This is a genomic window from Providencia sp. PROV004 (genome assembly GCF_011045615.1).
Classification (GTDB): Bacteria; Pseudomonadota; Gammaproteobacteria; order Enterobacterales; family Enterobacteriaceae; genus Providencia; species Providencia rettgeri.
Genome location: NZ_CP042859.1, coordinates 532,808 through 552,281 on the forward strand (window position 1 = coordinate 532,808; position 19,474 = coordinate 552,281).

Annotated in this window: 4 protein-coding genes; 1 reads left to right on the forward strand and 3 read right to left on the reverse strand. The window is 42.2% G+C overall.

Going from position 1 to position 19,474, the window contains the following annotated elements; all coding sequences use genetic code 11:
- Nucleotide 1: 1 nt before the first annotated feature.
- Nucleotides 2-1,120 (reverse strand): slipin family protein, encoded by a 1,119-nt coding sequence (locus tag FVA69_RS02300; RefSeq protein ID WP_164528342.1) that lies wholly within the window; start codon nt 1,118-1,120, stop codon nt 2-4.
- Nucleotides 1,121-1,606: 486 nt separating this feature from the next.
- On the opposite strand from FVA69_RS02300, the gene rtcR reads away from it, so the two are divergent.
- A complete protein-coding gene (rtcR, locus tag FVA69_RS02305) occupies nt 1,607-3,190 on the forward strand; it encodes an RNA repair transcriptional activator RtcR (RefSeq protein WP_164528343.1) in 1,584 nt (527 codons plus the stop codon).
- 60 nt (nt 3,191-3,250) lie between these two features.
- Here the strand turns inward: rtcR and FVA69_RS02310 are convergent, their stop codons facing one another.
- Entirely contained in the window at nt 3,251-16,792 is a 13,542-nt protein-coding gene (locus FVA69_RS02310; protein WP_164528344.1) for an invasin domain 3-containing protein, read from the reverse strand.
- A 424-nt stretch (nt 16,793-17,216) separates the two neighbouring features.
- Complete coding sequence (locus FVA69_RS02315) at nt 17,217-19,385, reverse strand: inverse autotransporter beta domain-containing protein (protein WP_164528345.1); 2,169 nt, start codon at nt 19,383-19,385, stop codon at nt 17,217-17,219.
- Nucleotides 19,386-19,474: the final 89 nt, after the last annotated feature.

A 19,474-nucleotide genomic window follows, 5' to 3' on the forward strand; every position in this document is an offset into this window, starting at 1 on the left:
TTTATTCCTTAATTTTTACTAATCCGTTTAATACTTGGTCTAATCCACCGTAAACAGAAATTTGGTCGATGCGATGCGCAATATTTTCTAAGGTTTCGAGCTCTTTCAAACGCAAGGCAATGGGGTTGTTTTCCATCACTTTAGCGGTGTTTAGCAGTGAGCGAGTCGCCGCGGTTTCTTCACGTCGGCGGATCACGTTTGCTTGTGCCGATTTCTCGGCTTCGACTACTTGGGATAAAATCGTGCGCATATCTCCCGGTAAAATAATATCTTTAACACCAATGCTATCGATTTCTAGGCCAAACTCAGTGACGCATTGCGCCACTTGAGCCAACATCAGCTCATCAATTAGTTGCTTGTTTTCTAACAGTTCATCTAAGGTTCGAGTCCCCACGATTTCTCTTATTGAGAATTGTAATTCACGATATAAATGTTCTACAGGCTGACTCAATTTTGAAAATGTCAGCAAAACATCCTGATAGCGCCAATTAGCACACAGATTGATGCGTAATGTGACTTTATCTTTGGTTAAAATTTCTTGCCCGCTGACTTCAAGTGATTGCAAACGCGTATCAATGATTTCAACCTCATGTTTATGGTTAATTTTCCAATAGCCGTAAGTTCCCGGTTGTAATAAATCTTGTATCTCACCATCAATTTTTAGCATACCGACATGCCATGCAGGTACTTGGCTAATCAAGGCCAACTCATTGCCTTTAATGCGTTTTTTACCCATTAATCGGGCAACTAAGGCGGAGTCAATAACACTATTTTCTAGTGATTGCAGTTCCACTTTTAAGCTATTGCCATTTTTCCAATACAACCGACGGGTTGCTGGTGGCAAGATTTCTGCCAAGCTATTGTGCAAGTAAATAAAACCAATCTCATCATCAGCTAAAATGATGTCAATACAGTGCTCATCAACCCAATCAGAGTGAAATTGGCGTAAGTGGTCGGCCAATTTTTCATCAATGGCCTCATTGTCGAGGGTGAACAATGACACTGTCAATCGATTGAACCAGTCGTTTAAATGGTGCTCACCCGCTGTTAGTAATTGTTTAAAATTCCCATTTTTAGCGGTCAATGCGATTTGTCCTTGAGCGATATTGATTTTTTTCATTATTTTTCCTTTTTTATGGTTTATCCACCACTGAAGAAAAAAGCGAAGTGGTGAGGGGAAAAGTAGAGTGCCCAGTACGGCTGTCTAAATTTCTGCTCATCACTCGGCAAGGTTCTCGAGTGGTGGTTTTAAGCTTAACTTCAACTTAGTTTTATACAGTTGGATTTGTATTTTTTTCAGGAGTCGAACCTGATAGCTAGGCTATTACCAAGGTATCTTACTGACGGCGGCATACAGACCATGTAGTGACTAACGCCACCATGTCTGCACCGGTTGAACGCGAAGTTCAGACAATTTTCGGCAGTGGATAAATAGATAATTGCCAGAAGCGTGCCAACTTTGATGAAAATATAATAAATATTTTTATATCATTGAAAAATAACAAATAAATATTTTAATGAAATTTTACTAACATTGAATGATGAAATGAATTAGGCTATTTATTATATTTTTATCTCGTCTTTTATAAATTTATATAAACTCATTATGAATAAAAAACACAAAGTTGTTATTGGCGTACTGGGCACGGTACTCGATAGGCGAGGTAAAAAAGCCAATCGCTGGACAAAATGGCGCCCAACGGTAGGTTTGTGCCAACAACCTGATTTGGATATCGGTCGCTTTGAACTGCTACATCAGGTCAATGACTATGGCATGGCGCATCGGGTGAAGGAGGATATTGAGCAAGCCTCTCCCAATACCGAAGTGGTGCTGCATGAGGTGGATATTGCCGACCCGTGGGATTTCGAAGAGGTGTATACCTCGTTATTGGATTTTTCTTCAAGTTATCAATTTGATACTGACGACGAAGAGTATCTGGTGCATATCACGACGGGCACCCATGTGGTACAAATCTGTTGGTTTTTATTAACCGAAGCTCATTATTTACCTGCCAAATTAATCCAAACCTCTCCCAGCCAAAAGGGGAGAGAAAAAGACCCAATCGGCATTCATACGGTGATTGACCTTGATTTAAGCCGTTATACCCACATCACCAGTCGCTTCCAAACAGAGCAGCAACAGCAGGTATCCTTCTTAAAATCCGGGATTGCCACGCGTAATGCTGCGTTTAACACCATGATTGAGCAAATCGAGCGGGTGGCTTTGCGCTCAAAAGCGCCGATTTTACTCAATGGCCCAACGGGGGCTGGGAAGTCGTTTTTGGCGCGACGCATTTACCAATTGCGGGAAAGCCGCCACCAAGTCAAGGGGCGTTTTGTGGAAGTGAACTGCGCCACTTTGCGCGGTGATAATGCCATGTCGACGCTATTTGGCCATGTCAAAGGGGCGTTTACTGGGGCACTAAATGCACGAGGCGGTTTGTTAAAAGAAGCCGATGGCGGCATTTTATTTTTAGATGAAATTGCAGAACTTGGCCTTGATGAACAAGCTATGTTACTCAAAGCCATTGAAGAAAAACGTTTTTTTCCTTTTGGCTCCGACAATGAAATCCACAGTGATTTCCAGCTGATAGCGGGAACCCACCGCAATCTTGCAAAGCAAGTGGAATCGGGTAAGTTTCGTGAAGACTTATACGCCCGTATCAATATGTGGACCTTTGCCCTACCGGGCTTGCGTGACCGTCGTGAAGATATTGAACCCAACATCGATTATGAGCTGGCGAAGTTTAGCCATGACCAACAAAACCAAATTCGCTTTGATAGTGAGGCTCGCAGCCTGTATGTGAAGTTTGCCTGTTCCCCTCAAGCCCAGTGGCGCGGCAATTTCCGTGAATTGGGTGCCTCCATTAGCCGAATGGCGACCTTTGCCGAGCGCGGGCGCATTACTAAAGTGGTTGCCGAGGAGGAAATTAGCCGTTTGCAGTCTCAATGGCAGCCAAAGTTGAGCCATTCATTACCAAAGCAAATTGGTGAGATTGATTTATTCGATAAGCAGCAACTGGCAACAGTACTTGAAGTTTGCCGCCGTTCATCTTCCCTTTCCGAGGCGGGGCGTGAGCTGTTTGCAGTATCACGGCAACACAAAAAACAACCCAATGATGCGGACAGGCTGCGAAAATATCTCGCCAAATTTGAATTGGATTGGGATGGGGTGAAGGCGGGGTATTGAGGGACGCTATATTGCTAAATCGTAGAAAGAAAAATCCCCGCCGAAGCGGGGATGAGGGGGTTAATATTCGATAATACAAAGTGTTTTTAGACTATGGTCATACCATGAGGCCTGCATGGAAATAACCTTGTCGGCAGTAAGACTCGCAGAATCATTTCCTGTCCAGTACAATCCTAGAACATTATGATAAGTATCTATTTTTTTCTGAGGGTTTTGAAATAACATTGCTATTTCTGAGTTATAGGCCGGACGGCCTCCATTAATGCTGCATCCAGAATCATCCATATGACGCTCTTTCGTGTCCGTAGGGTAGAAATATGTATTTATTGTTATCGTTGCGCGTATAGCTTCAAGTTTATGGCTGTTTTTATTCGGCCTAGCGGTTAATTTGATGACATTTTTTTGACGACTTGGTTTATTCTTTATATAAGGGACCAACTTGGTACCAAAGCCTATCACACCGGGATGGCTATTCTCCCATGTATAATCAGTATAATCCTTTGTTATTGAATAGAAATGAAAATACTGTTTGTAAATCATTGCGGTGGCAGGGTAGTCAATATGTTGGAAAGAATAGAAATAGATATCAATTTCCTGTTCGGTACCCACATGACCAATTGAATTAGAGTCAAGGGTTACCATTACTTTCTCTGCTTTTAAGTTCGAGATAGATGCAGTATACACACCTGATGCTGCGGTTTCTTTCATAACAGCGTTACTTAGGACTCCACTACTTGAAGTGATCTTTGGTTTTTTACCTGAGATAAGTACTCCATTTTTATTGATAAGCTTTAAGGTTATTATCGCCTTGTCTTTGCCATTACCTTCAACTGAATCGGTATCAACAGAGAATTCACTTTTCCCGCTGTCAAAAATAGGGGCGTCTGTTTGGATATTAATCTCTTTTTTTCCTGTTATTTTGGCTGGATTATTGATAATAACCGTTAATGTATGCTTTCCTTCAGTGTCAAACTTAACATTGGTTGAATAGTTTCCAAGTTTATCATCACTCCATACTAATGAAGATAAAGGTTGCTTATTACTCGATAAAGTAATGTCACTTGGACTGATATCAATAACACCGTTACCATTTTTATCTCGTAATTGGAGTGTCACTTTAACGGTATCTCCAGTTTCTGCGGTGTCTAAAGTGTTTATGTGAATAACTTCAACACTGTTTGCGCCTTGCGGAGCCATAAATTCGATCTCGATAGGTTTTATCAAACGGTTAGTATTAACTACCACATCTAATTGATGTTTACCGACTTTCGTCGATTGCCAATTTGTGGTGTATTGCCCATTAGAGTCTTCGGTCCAAGTGATACTTTTTTCTTTGCCATTATGTGTTAATTGAATATCTTGATTAGCAACATTAATAACACCATTACCGAACCTATCTTTGAGTTGTAATGTCAGTGGAGTATCCACACCTAATTTGGCCGTTGCTGGCGTAGTTAATTCAACTTTCGCGATATTTTTAGCGCCTTTCAGTGGTTTCACATCAATGTTGATTTTTTTTATCTGACCATTTACCTCAACCGATAAAGTGTGTTGTTTAACTTTCTCTAAGGTTATCTGAGCGGTATAGACACTATCGTGTAATGGTGTTTTCACCCACGATGCTTTCGTGATAATAGTATTATCGCTATTTTCGAGCTTCATGTCTTTCGGGGCAACATCTGCCACTTCATTGCCATATTTATCAAGCATGGTGAGGGTTAATTTAGTGCTCTCACCTGCACTCATTGAAGTTACTGCAGGAGTTGATTTAATCTCATTAACATTGCTAGCCCCTTTCAAGGCTTTCACCGTGACTTCCTTAGTATTGGCATCTTGTTTATTCACCGTCGCGGTTAATGTGTGTTTACCGACTTTGGTTAATGGTAAGGTGGCTTTATACACGCCTGTCGATACCTCATGCCAAGCAATACTGCGGCTATCAATAATTTCTGCGCTATTATTATCGGTTAACACAATATCAGCCCCTGTGACGTCAGTCACCAAATTGCCATATTGGTCTTGTAGTTTTAACGTTAAGTCAACTTTTTTACCGGCATCAAGCGTGTTGGTGTTGGTGGAAAGTGCTGCGGTTTTCACCACATCTTTGCCACTTGGGTCAGTTGCTTCTACGGTTTGAATGCGGCTTGGTTGCTTATTGACAGTGGCTTTAAACTGGTAATTATCGACAGTTTTTAACTGTTGTTTAGTGGTATAGACGCCATCTTGTAGGCTATCCCATTTTACGTTAACTAGATTATCATTTTTGGTGAGCTGAATATCACTTGCATTGATACCAATAACACCATTATCAACACTGTCTGTTAGCGCTAATATTAAGGTCACCTCTTTCCCAGCTTCAAGAGTACCTACATCGGTTTCAAGAGTGGTTTTATGGACGTTATTTACACCTTTGGCTGGGGCAACGGTTAGCTCAAGTTTATCGCTGATCATGTTATCTACGGCAACTTGAATAGGCTGCGAGTGTAACTTGTTCATAGTGAGTTCTTGAGAGTAAAAACCATCTTTAAGTTCTTTCCATATGGAGGTCGATTGCAAGTCAGTTAATAACTTCAATTTCGATGATGCCCCAGTCAGCTTGTTACCAAACTTATCTTTTAGTCCGACTTTTAGGGTGATTTTATCGCCTGAATTTACTGTATTATTTTTTGCGTTGTGGGTGATAGACATGGTGTCTAATGAGCCACGCAAACCATCTTTATCATAAGAGTTAATCAAAATTTCTTTTGGTGCTTTGACGTTCCAATACACCGTTTTTGACTTGCCGTTGACGCCGATACTGATTTTATAGTTACTCGCTTTAGCCGCAGGGAGCTGAGCGATATATCTATCTATGTTGTTTTTTTCCATAAATATAATATTTTGCTCTTTATCATCAATTTTCATTTTGATATCGCTACTGCTAATATTTTTAACTGGGTTGCCATATTGGTCAGTTAAACTAATGGATAATGATGATGGTTGTCCTGCGTCACTGTCGGATATCGGTGAGATAGTGATTGTTTTTACAGCATCTTTACCAGTTGGTGAATTGACCGTGACAGTGGTTGTATCTGTAAATTTACCAATACCCGCACTGAGGGTATGCATTTTAACGTCACTGAGCATGATGGTGGTGGTATAGATACCTAAGCCATGGTTATCTTCATCCCAGACAGCGGATATTTTATTATTACTGTCAGTGAGTGTGATCGTATTATTATTGAGGTGAATAACTGGGTTGTTATCTCTATCAGTGACTTTTAAAGATAACGTAACGTTATCGCCTGCCGTTATGGTGCTCAAGTTTGTTGTTAGCTGAACCTTATTGATCTGGCTTTGGTTAGTCGATGGCTGGGCGTTAATCAATACCTTTTTACTTTGTATTAGGTTAACAGTTGCTTTTAGGGAGTGAATTCCTGCAATTGCGACCGTTGTTGACGCAGTATAGGTTCCATTCCCTTTTGATAGCCAATTTAAACCTGTGAGGTTTTTCTTAATATGCGCATCATTTATGGTGATATCTTTCGCCGTGACCCCTTCAACACCATTACCCCATTGGTCGGTTAATTGAAGTGTCAGTTCCGTTTGGCTTCCTACGGTCAGTTGATTGGTGCTGGCTTTGAGCTCAACAGTTTTCACTTGTGTTGGGTCAGTTAATGCGCTGACATTAATCACCAGTGGGGCATTTGCTTGGTGGTTAACGCGACTGACAAAGGTGTTTTTCCCTTGCTGATGTAATGGGAGTGTGGTGGTGTAAATACCGGCCCCTTTCTCTAACCAAGCCAGTTTAGGAACAAGCGTATGGTTATGTTCTAATTGAATATCGTTGGCTTGTACTTTTTCAACACCATTACCATGGATATCAGTTAATGTTAATTGCAGTTCAACTAACTCTCCCACCATAAGAGTTTTGTTCGTTGCCTTTAATTCCACATTGCTAACAGCAGATTGCCCCTGTGGCGCCTCAACATTAATAACCTGTGATTGGATAGTGTTATTGACAGTAACTTTTAACGTATCAGAGCCTAATTTACGCAATAATAAGTCGGCGGTATAAGTGCCATCCGCATGGTCTTTCCATATGACAGGTCCTGATTGCTGGTGAGCAGTCACAATACTGTTGCTAGAAACCTCTTTTAGCCCATTACCAAAGGCATCTTTCAACGTGACGATGAGTGTAACTTTCTCGCCAGCTTTATGTTTACTGGTTGGCGCTACATTCAGCAATACTTCATTAACGACTTTGTATTGGCCTTTCTTACCACTCCCATCCCTAGCAACAGCAGCAATTGGCACTGGTTTGCTAACATCAAATAATTTTTCGATTGAAGTGACATTTTGAGTTGGGATAGATGCAACCATATTGTGTGAGCCACTTTGCTGTCCGGGTAATGTCCCAACGTATTTGCCCGTAGGGACTTGAGCAACTTGCATGGAAATTGGTTGTTGCTGATCGACGGTAACGGACAGGCTGGTAATATTGGATACCGGGTGCCCATTTGAGTCAGTCAGGGAAAAGACAATCGTACTGTCAGAACCTGCAGCTACGGGTAAAACATGGACAATTTCAACATTATTGACCTTGCTTTTCCCTTCATTGTTATGAACCGTAATCTCAACAGGGAGGCTTTTCTGTTTATTGACGATGGCCGTTAAGCTGTCTTTACCTAGTTTATTTAACACTAAATCCGCGGTATAAGTGCCATCGTTGCCATCAACCCAAGCCACCGGACTTGTTTGACCATGAGTGAGTGCAATTTTGGTGCTTTCAACGCCTGTGAGTTTATTATCAAACGCATCTGTTAAGGTCAGTGTCAGTTTAACGGTTTCTCCTGATTTGTAACCTTGAGTTGTAATCGCCTGTAATTCGACGGTTTTCACCACGCCTTGCGTCTCAGCTTTACCTGAACCATCAGTTTGAGTTGCTTTAATGGTTGTGGCAGCCTTAACGACCCAACTTTGTTGGTTTTTCTGTTTATTAGCCGTGACTTTAACGGTGTAACTGTCTGCTTTACTTGCCGGTAGTGTCGCGTTGTAAGTGCCTTTGGTGCTAGTTTCAGTGAACTTAATGTCTGCTAATTTATCGTTGATAGTGACTTTAATGTCATTAGCTATCTGAGTCACACCTTGTTGATGGGTATCTTGAATTTTCACGGTAAGATTGCCCGCTTTCCTGGCTTCTGACGGGGCGATAGGGTCAATGATAACCTTATCTACTTGATTGACTTGGTTGGTATTTTCCACCGTAATGTTTACGGTTGAACTCTCTTTCTGGTTAACGATGGCTTTTAGCGTGCCACTTCCCAACACTTTTACTGGTAATGTTGTGGTATAGTTGCCGTTATTGTTATCACTCCATGTCACTGTACTACCTTGATTTTGTAGCAGAGTGATGCTGGTAACGCCTTTAAGTGGGTTACTAAACTTATCCTTTAAGGTCACGGTCAGTTGTAAGTTATCGCCTGATTTGATGTTAGTGTCTGGTGTTACAGCCAGTGTGACATCATTGACGACACCACGTGCTCCTGCTGTTCCCCCACCATTTGATGCTGCGGTGACGGTATCAGGTTGCTCCACAGTGAGTGGTTTTGGCGTGGATGGGATTTTATTGGCGGTGATAACCACATCATAAGGCCCCGTTTGTTGCCCTGGTAATTTCCCTGTATAGCTGCCATCCACTTGTGGAGTCAACGCGATGTTTGTTGGTTTTTGATTACCGATGGTGACATCTACGTTTTGAATACCTTCAACCAAGTTGCCTTGAGCATCGGTCAATACAACCGTAAAGGTACTTTCTGCACCTGCTGTTGCATTGGTGATATCAGTGATATCGACTTTATGGATAGCCGTGCTGGCTGATTGCTTGGTGACATTGATTGGAACCGCTTTGCTTTCCAGTTTATTAACGGTGGCCACTAAGCTATCTTTGCCCAGTGTTTTCAACACTAAATCCGCGGTATAAGTGCCATCTTTGCCGGTTACCCAAGCCACCGGACTTGTTTGACCATGAGTGAGTGCAATTTTGGTGCTTTCAATGCCTGTGAGTCTATTATCAAACGCATCTGTTAAGGTCAGTGTCAGTTGAACGGTTTCTCCTGATTTGTAACCTTGAGCTGCAACCGCCTGTAATTCGACGGTTTTCACCACGCCCGTTTTACCTTCGGTACCCGAACCATCAGCCTTAGCGGCATTGATGGTTGTTGGCGCCTTGACTTCCCATGGTTGTGTTGCTGTTTTTTGACCAATCGCGACGTTAACGTCATAACGGCCCGTTTTTTGTGCGGGTAATTTGGCGGTATAAGTGCCCTTTATTTTGCTATCTTCAGTCAATGTGAGGGGGAGTAGTGCTCCGTTGAGGGTGAGTTTTATCTCATCTTTAAGTAAGACCACACCATGGCCATAGATATTCACGGCTTTTAGGGTGATGGTTTGCTCTGAACCTGCTGCTGATGGGGCAATCGGTTCGAGCGTCAGTTGGTGAACTTGAGCCGCTTGATTCGGGCTGACCACATCAATACTAACCATGTTGCTCTCTTGGCTGTTCACTGTGGCTTTCAAGTCATTGTTGCCTAATTGGCTTGATGGCAATGTGGCGGTATAGCTGCCGTTATTGTGGTCAGTCCATGTCAGGGTAGCATTTTTGTTGTTGTGCTGTAGCGCAATGCTGGCACTGCCGACGCCTTTTAGTGGGTTGTTAAAGCTATCTTTTAATGTGACCGTCAGCTGCAAACTGTCACCCGATGTGAAATTGCTGTTTTGGGTTGCACTGAGTGCCACACGGCTGACCACACCGCGCTGGCCGTTTGTGCCACCGCCGTTTGCGCTTGCGGTGACGGTGTCCGATTGTGCCACGGTGAGTATTTTTGGCGTGGATGGGATTTTATTGGCGGTGATAACTATGTCATGATCCCCCGTTTGTTGCCCTGGTAGAGTGCCGATATAACTGCCATCGGTTTGTTGCGTCACAGCGATATTTGGCAGTTTTTGATTATTAATGGTGACATCCACGTGTTGGACGCCTTCGACCGAGTTGCCTTGCGCATCGGTTAATGCAACCGTAAAGGTACTTTCCGCACCAGCGGCAATAGGGACAATAGTGAGGATCTCAACCTTGTGGATCGCTGTACTGTCTGATTGCTTAGTGATATTGATAGGAACTGTGTTGCTATCCCTGTTATTGACGATGACCGCTAAGCTGTCTTTACCCAGTTTATTTAACACTAAATCCGCGGTATAAGTGCCATCTTGTTGAGGCACCCAAGCCACAGGACTTGTTTGACCATGAATGAGTGTAATGTTACTTCCGTCAACGCCTGTGAGCGGGTTATCAAACGTATCTTTTAAGGCCAGAGTCAGTTTAATCGGGTCACCTGACTTGAAGTCTTTGGTTGGTGAAACAGTCAGTGTTGCGCGCTCAATGACACCGCGAGAACCTGATTTACCACTATGGTTAACTGCAATAGGCATTGGAGCATCCACGGATAAGGTTGATTCTGTGGACTTAACGCCACCAACAGTGACGATGACTTTCTGAACTCCTGATTTTTGGCCTGAAAGGATACCGGTATAAATCCCTTTGGTGGTGGTTTCAGTGATCTTAAGTAACGCTTCAGCGCCATTGATAGAGACAACTGCGTTACTATCTATCCCTGTAATAGGTTGGTTGTTGGCATCAGTGAGTGCCAGTGTGATGGTACTTGTTTCCCCAGCCGCAGGTTTAGTGATGCTTTTTATTTCAACTTGTTTGATTTGTGTCGCGGCAGTGGCATTCCCAACATTAATGTTAAGTGGGGAAGTGGTTATTTGGTTCACTTTCACTGTTAACGAGTCTTGGTCAATTTTTGTCAGTGGCAACAGAGCGGTGTATTCACCGTTCCGTAGGTCTGTCCAAATAACAGAACTCTGCTTAGATTGTTTATGTGTTAATTGAATACTAGCGCTACTGATCCCTTCAAGGGCGTTACCAAAGGCATCCTTAATTGACACGATTAATTGTAATGATTGGCCTGACTTTAGGTCATTGGGTGATGACGAGTCCAATGCAACGGTTTTAACCACACCACGTTGATTTTCTGTACCACTGCCATCTTTTTGGTTAGCGCTGATCGTCCTTGCCGTTTTAACGGTCCAAGGTTTTGATACGGTTTTTTTATTAGTTGTCACATTAACGGTGTATTTGCCCGTATTTTGTGCAAGTAATATTCCTGTGTAAGTCCCTTCTTGAGTAAGTGATTCCGTTATAGCAATGGGGGTCGGCAGGCCATTGATATTTGCCATTATCATACTGTTAATCGCGGTGACAGGGTGGTGGTAGCTATCAGTAACTTTCACTGTGATAGTTTGTTTTTCACCCGCTTCACTTGGCGTAATTGGTTCAAGTTCGACATTAGCCACCTTGTTGATATCAGTCGAATTACTCACGGTAATGGGGATGACTTGTGATTTATAACCGTTAATCGATGCCGCTAAATGATTAGAACCTGTTTGTGTTAATAGCAACGAAGTCGTGTAAGTACCATTACGATTATCTAACCATTTTAGCGAACTTGCTTTATATCCATCCAAGATGATATTACTAGGGTCGATAGCGGTTAATAGATTATTAAATGCATCAGTTATGGTCACGGTGATATTCAGCTTATCACCCGATTGCAGATGAGTGATATCACTGGTCGTCATGGTAATGTTATTGATAACGCCTCGTTCGCCACTATTACCTGTTCCGCTTGTATTATTCGAGTTTACTGAAGCTGGTTTTTTCACTTCTAAAGTATCTTTAGCGGAGCCTTGGCTATTCACCGCGGCAGTAATTTGATAGTTACCTGTTTGCATGGCTGGCAGTGTGACGTCATAAATCCCCGGTTTCCTTTCTTTCGCAGGCAATGTGTGCTGTTTGTTATCAATATTAACAATAATTTCAGTTTCACCGACTACTGGGTTGCCATGTGTATCGGTTAATTTAACTGCCAGTATGCTGCTTGAACCTGCGGCAGGTTTTTCTGTTTTGATGATTTCAACTTTGCTGACCTTATCTTTCCCTGCGGCGTTGCTAATTTGAATCGGTTTTACGAGGGTTTTATTGCCATCAATTGACGCAACTAAACCTTTCACGCCAACTTCAGTTAACGTGATGGTCGCGCTGTAAGAACCATCGCTGTTATCTTTCCAGACTGGCTTGCCGTTAAATCCGCCAAGGGTAATTGTATTCGTATTGAGCCCAGTTAAACCGTTATTAAAGGCATCGGTGACGGTGACGGTGATCTCAAGTTGATCGCCAGACTGTAAGTTGTTGGTATTGCCCGTTGTCATGGTAATACTATTAATCACGCCTTTTTCTCCCGGCTTACCTGTGTTATTGGGTTTAATTGGCGTTGGTGGGGTAACCACTAAAGTTGTATCAGTTGAGCCCTTACCATTCACACTCGCGCTAATGTTGTGATTTCCTGCTTGTAGTGCGGGTAGTGTCACTTCGTAAATACCGGGGTTACCTTCTTTGGCAGGACGTTTATGGGTTTGCCCATCAATATTGAGGGTAATTTCTGTTGCGCCAACCACGGGGTTGCCATGTTTATCGGTTAACGCGATAGTGACGGTACTGTTTGTGCCTGCTGCCGGTTTTTCTGTTTTGATGATGTTGACTTTATCAACATGGGATGCCCCTGTGGCATTATTGACCTGAACTTCGGTGTGTGGGCTGTGGCTACCATTGACGGAGGCAGTTAAATCATTGCTACCAACGTCGGTTAAGGTCAAGGTGGTGGTGTAAGAGCCATCGCCATTATCTACCCAGTTTAAGGTATTCCCTTTGTGTTTACCGATATCGATATTATCGGTATTTAAACCCGCCAAACCGTTACCAAAGGCATCCGTTACTGTTACCGTGATTTCAAGAGGATTATCGGATTCAAAACGGTGAGTGTGATCAAGTGCGATCGTCACCTTATCAATAACACCTTTCTCACCTTGCTGGCCTGTGCCGTTTGAGTTATTCGGGAAAATCGGTTTTGGCTGCTCAACTAGTAAGCTTTCTTTGATTGATACAGTATTATTTACACTCGTATGGATATCATGTTTGCCCGCTTGCAGTGCTGGCAGCGTGATTTCATAGATACCCGGTTTCCCTTCTTTCGCGGGTAAAGTGTGTGGGTTGTTATCAATATTAACGATAATTTCAGTTTCACCGACTACTGGGTTGCCGTTGCTATCGGTTAATTGCACAGTCAGAGTGCTGTTTGAGCCTGCAGCAGGTTGCTCTGTTTTGATAATGGTAACTTTGCTGACTTTATCTTTCCCTGCGGCATTGCTAACTTGAATTTGTTTTTGTGGACTTGCAGTGCCATTGATGGAAACAGTGAGGTCATTATTACCGACTTCGGGGAGTGGCAAGGTGGTAGTGTAAGAGCCATCACCGTTGTCAACCCATGTCAATGTATCGCCTTTATGTTTACCAATATCGATATTATTGGTGTTCAAGCCTGATAAGCCGTTATTAAAGGCATCGGTGACTGTGACGGTGATCTCGAGCTTATCGCCAGATTGCAGGCCGACTGTGTTACCTGTTTTGATCTCGATTTTATCGACAACGCCTTGTTCACCTTTTTGCCCTGTACCGTTTGGATTTTGGGGTTTAACAGGTTGTGGCTGCTCAACAATTAGCAATTCATTTGGTGATTCTTTCCCGTTAACAATAGCGGAAATATCATGGTTGCCCGTGAGTTGCCCAGCAATAATAGCTTCATAAATACCCGGAGAGATTTCTGTTACTGGCAAAGTGTGTGGCTGATCATTTATATTGACAGTAACTTCAGTTTCACCAACCACTGGGTTGCCATGTTTGTCGGTTAATTCGAGGGTAATGGTGCTATCTATACCTGCCGCTGGTTTTTCTGTTTTGATGATTTTGACTTTATCAATATGAACAGTTCCGCTGGCATTATTGACGAGAACGTCAGTTTTTGAACTCGTAGTACCATTGATGGTGGCGGTCAGGTCATTGTTGCCGACTTCAGTTAATGGCAAGGTGGTGGTGTACGAGCCGTCACCATTGTCCGTCCATGTCAGCGTATCGCCTTTATGTTTACCGATATCGATATTATCGGTATTTAAGCCTGATAGCCCATTACCAAAGGTATCGGTGATGGTAACGGTAACCTCAAGAGTATCCCCTGATTGTAAACCATGGGTTTTGTTTGGGGTGGTGACGATATTATCAATAACGCCTTTTTCCCCTTTTTGGCCTGTACCGTCCGTATTGTTTGGTGAAATGGTTTTTGGTTGCTCAACAATCAGCGTCTCAGGGGGAGAGGTTTGCCCATCAACAGTGACGGTGATATTTGGTGTACCGCTATGCTGTCCTGGTAATTTCCCTGTATAAACTCCGCTACCCGGAAAGGTTTCACTAATTATTATTGGGGTAGGTTTACCATCGATATTGACCGTGACAGTACCATCAGCCCCCGAGACGGCATTGCCATGTGTATCAGTTAATGAAATTTTGATGTTGCTGTCTGTACCAGCCTCGGCTTGTGAGAGATCTAAAATGGTGACATGGGCTAGTTGGCCAAACACGAAATGCGTTTCTACCGTTACATTTTGTTCATTCAGTGTTGCTGTTACTTTAACAGGCCCTGCGACTTGGCTTGTTACCTCAACGTCAGTATTGCCTTGTTCATCGGTCGGGCTCAATTGTGTGGCATTGGCATTTATCGCATCAAGTTGCAGCATGGCACCTTGAATTGGGTGTGAGTGATTGTCGGTGATATGGAATTGAATTTTATTTTTAGATTTTCCATCGGCAACCGCATTATCACTAAGAACATTGAAATGATTAATATGTGCTTGTTGCGTATCGGCAATAAAGAAAAAAGCGGTTTCAATTGGTACGCCGCCATTTGCAACGGCTTGAACTCGGTGTTCACCCATGGTCAAAGAGGTGAATTGAACCGAAGCTTCTCCTTTTATATTGGTGATAACTTTATATTTTTGTTTATCCGTTGATTTAGCGGCCTGCATTTTTTTATACAGGTTCTTGAAAGCCATACTTGAAGATGTGGCTTTTTGTGTGACCAGCTTTAGTTCAGTCGGTAAGGTAAAGGTTACGGTTGAATCCGGTGCTATATTGCCTAAAACATCTCTGGCAGTAACTGTTAATACATTGATATCTTGTCCATTGGCGAGAGAGTTTCCTTTTTTAATGACCTCGTTATGCTTAATCGATAGTACCCCTGAGTTGGTTACTTCAACGAAGGTTGAGGCTTGTGGTGTAATGCTTCCCTTGCTATCAGATGCGGTTACCGTGAATCGGTAAAGGTTGTTTTTTTTCCTTTCCTGCTCAGTCATAGCGACTTTGTAGGAAGGGAGTTTGATTTTTGTCCGAGCGCCATCAAGGATGATTTCTCCTCCCGCCATTAAAAATTCGGGGGCATGAATGGTCAGTTTGTCTAACGGATATTTGGTATTGAGGGCATTGATTAAAGGTATCTCATCCCCAGTTTTCCCTTGGATAATCGCAGGTAGTGATAGAGTTATCAGCGTTTTCTTTTGGTATTCCAGTATGATGTTATTATTACGATTAACAAAATCATAGCGGCTACCTAATAGGCGACGAGAGTCACCAACCTTAGTCGGGTCAAGTTGCTCTGCGAGGCTCTTACCTAGTGCCCAAGTGAACTCTAATTTGGCATTAGTTTCACTTAATCCACCACTGATTTTTTGTTCTGCGCTTAAAGTTACCAGTGAGAACGGGGTCCAGTTCACCCCAATTGTGGTGGCGAGTGGGTCTTTTTGGCGCTTATCTTTACCGAATAGAGCAACATCGTCGCCAAAATACTGCTCAAATTTAAGATTTCCGCCAATATTGGGGTAAGAAGGCAACCAGCCCTCAGCCTGTAAATCCCATCCATTAGCAGGGCGGGCATTGTAGTCATTATTTAATTCAGAAGCACTACGCCATTCTGATGCACGTAAATAGGTATTGGCGCTTAGTTTTAAGAAATCTTGTGCGTACTCGGCTCCGAAACCTAGGCGAGAGTGGTAGCGAGATAAGTCATGATCAAAAAAGGCATTGACGCCCATCATGCTCTTAGGTGTAAAGCGACGAACCCCAATACCATTATTGGTCTGTAGCCTGCCATCAGTGCGATGAATATTATGTTGGGTAAACAATAATAAATCGGTACTGTCATACCAAGGCACTAACCAATCTAATTGGGTATTTTTAATGGATAATTTTTTATCTACGTCAACACTGAATTTGGCATTACCGGTTTTAGATAACCAACGATTTATTTCATCTGTTGCTGCGTTTGTGACCTTACTGCGAGCGAAGTCCTGCGCCATATCTGCAAGATCCGCTGCTTTTTTCTTATCAGAGATAAAACGCGCGGCGCTTTGGCTATATTCAGCAATAAGCTTCTCTGTTTTATCATCATTGGTTAGTACTGGGTCACTCCCCAGAGTCGGTAGGTCATCAGGTGTTAGCATTTTTGCATAACTTGGCATAACCGGCATGATGGCCGAAGACCATATTGCAGTTAAGAGGACAAAGCCATTTGAGATTTTATGTCTCAGTGTTTGCTTTATAGTTGACGTAGCGGAGTTCATTCAATTTATTCCTAGTTTTATTAACTTGGCTATTGTTGAATGCTTATACAGGTAAGAGCTTGTGAATTAGTTTGACTTAAACAGAAGCGAAAATTACAAGGTGGAAAATCGTAGTATGGGCGGCTTTTATTGATAACGCTGAAAAATAACCTCCTTGCCTATATAAAGGTATTTTTTATCGGCTGAGAATAAATCTTACTTGAATAAAAACAATTGATTAGCTTATGAAAATACAAAATACTAACATTAGAATATGGCTTTTAAAGGTTTGTTAAAGTGCAATATTTGGTGGGTATGATAGTAAATTTAGTCGTGATTCAATAAAGCAATAAGCTAGATTAATTGAATTAAAAATGCCCCTGTTAAGGGGCAAATTTTAACACTGAAAGAGCAGCTAGATTCAGTCTATTTTATACGGAAAGTATTATCCTATTTTTTGAAATAACTGCCTTAGCAAACTTAACGGCGTGCGTGTAGGACTGTTTTGCTCATTTACTGGGGATTTGAAAAGAGTTCCTGTGCTTGGCTGAATATTTATCGCAGATCCATTCCTTTGAAAGTTAACTTGTATTGTTCTACTATCGCCATTTAGGGTTGCAATGATATCTATAGAACCTTCAACTAAGCTACTAACTTCTAATTCCGTATTGCCATGTTCATCAGTCAGCTTAGCTGGTGAGATAATGCCATTTGGCGCTTCAAAATGAACAAGCGCGCCAGCAATGCTTTGTCGGCTGTTATTCACAATATGCAGTTTAATTTTGTTTTTACTGATCCCGTCTGCCATTACATTGTTTTGAATGATATCAATGCTACCAATAAATGATTGGTTAATATCAGGTTTAAAGTTATACATCTCATTTATTTCTGTACCATGCTCAGTCTTTGCTTTTATTGCATAACTTCCTGATATAAAAGAGGTGAACTGAATAGAAGCTTCACCTTTACTATTGGTAACGATGCTATACGGCTGTTCAGAAACGGATTTCGCCGCTTGGGCTTTCCACATAAAGTGATTTAGTAGGGAATCGTATCCTGTATTTTTTTGATCAATAGATTTAAGACCTGCAGGTAATATAAAGTTTACTTTCGCATTGGGTACAGGGTGGCCAAGAGCATCTTTAATTACTACGGCGAATGTATTTGCATCTTTACCATCAGCAACGGCATTGTTTCTTTTGGCGGTATTTGCATGGCTGATGGTGAGAGTGCCTGTGTTAGTCACTTCAATTAACGTTTCCGCTTGCGGGGAAACATTTCCGTTGGTGTCATAAGCCGTCACGGTTAAACGGTAAAGGTTGAGTTGTTGATTTTTAATGGTGTCGTTGGCAATTTTATATGACGGTAGTTTGACTGAACTTTCTATGCCATTAAGGTGGATTTCTCCTCCTGCTGCAACCAATTCAGGCGCTTCTATAACAACGTTGTCTAAAGGGTATTTAGTGGTTAAGTTGCGGATAATAGAGAGCTCTTCTCCTGTTATTCCTTGAATAACTTTCGGTAATGATAATGAAATTAAGGTTTTCTTTTGGTACTCCAACACAATATTGTTATTACGATTAACGAAATCATAGCGGTTGCTAGGAATATGGCGGGTAGCTTCTATCGCTGAAGCATCAAGATGTTGCGCTAAGCTTTTCCCTAACAACCAATTGAATGCAATTTTTGCACTTGTTTCATTTGCGCCACTACTGCCCATTTTATGTTCTGCATTTAGCGCGAGGAGGGGGAATGGAGACCAATTGATGCCGACAGTCGCCGCCATAGGGTCTTTCTGGCGCTCATTTTTACCAAATAAAGCCACGTCATCGCCATAATATTGCTCCAATTTTAGGCTCGCCCCTAAATTAGAATAAGTGGGCAACCAGCCTTCAAATTGAATATCCCAGCCGTTAGCAGGGCGCGCGTTATAATCATAAGCTAATTCGGATGCACTTCGCCAAGTCGATAGCCCCAAATAGCTGTTCACACTCATTCTGGCGTAATCTTGTGCATATTCTACACCAAACCCTAATCGTGAATGGTAATGGGATAAATCATGATCAAAAAAAGCATTCACCCCGACCATGCTATTTTGCTGGAAATGACGTAATCCAATACCTGTATTGGTTTGTAACCGACCATCAGTGCGATGAATGCTGTGCTGAGAAAATAGCAATAAATCTGGTTGGTCATACCAAGGTATTAACCAATCTAATTGGGTATTTTTAATTGATAATTTTTTATCAAGGTTAAGATTGAATCTAGCATTACCTGCTTTCGATAACCAATGTGTTATTTCATCAGTCGCGATATTTGCGGCTTTATGGCGTGCATAGTCTTGCGCCATCTCTGCCAAATTTTTGCTGTTTTTTTCTGTAGCAGCAAAATTTGCGGCATTTTGCCCATATTCTGCTAAAAAACGTTCAGTAGTATCTTCTGGTTGGCTTTCTTCAAATTGAATGGCATGACTACCGAGTGTCGGCAAATCGTCCAAATGAGGGATTTGGGCATAACTTGGTGCGACAGGCACAATAGCTATTGAGCACATAGCCGTAGAGAGTACCAAACGGTTCGGTAGCTTGGGTTTCAATTTTGACGAAGGGGCATTCATCGGACATATTCCTGATATCAATATTAACGTTACAATTGTCAGGGCTGATAGCAAGATGTGCTTGTGAATTTATTGGACTTAAAAGGAAG

What these genes read in the sequence shown, in the direction of transcription:
- FVA69_RS02300 (WP_164528342.1), bottom strand. Translation starts at nt 1,120, where the DNA reads ATGAAAAAAATCAATATCGCTCAAGGACAAATCGCATTGACCGCTAAA.
- rtcR (WP_164528343.1), top strand. Translation starts at nt 1,607, where the DNA reads ATGAATAAAAAACACAAAGTTGTTATTGGCGTACTGGGCACGGTACTC.
- FVA69_RS02310 (WP_164528344.1), bottom strand. Translation starts at nt 16,792, where the DNA reads ATGAACTCCGCTACGTCAACTATAAAGCAAACACTGAGACATAAAATC.
- FVA69_RS02315 (WP_164528345.1), bottom strand. Translation starts at nt 19,385, where the DNA reads ATGAATGCCCCTTCGTCAAAATTGAAACCCAAGCTACCGAACCGTTTG.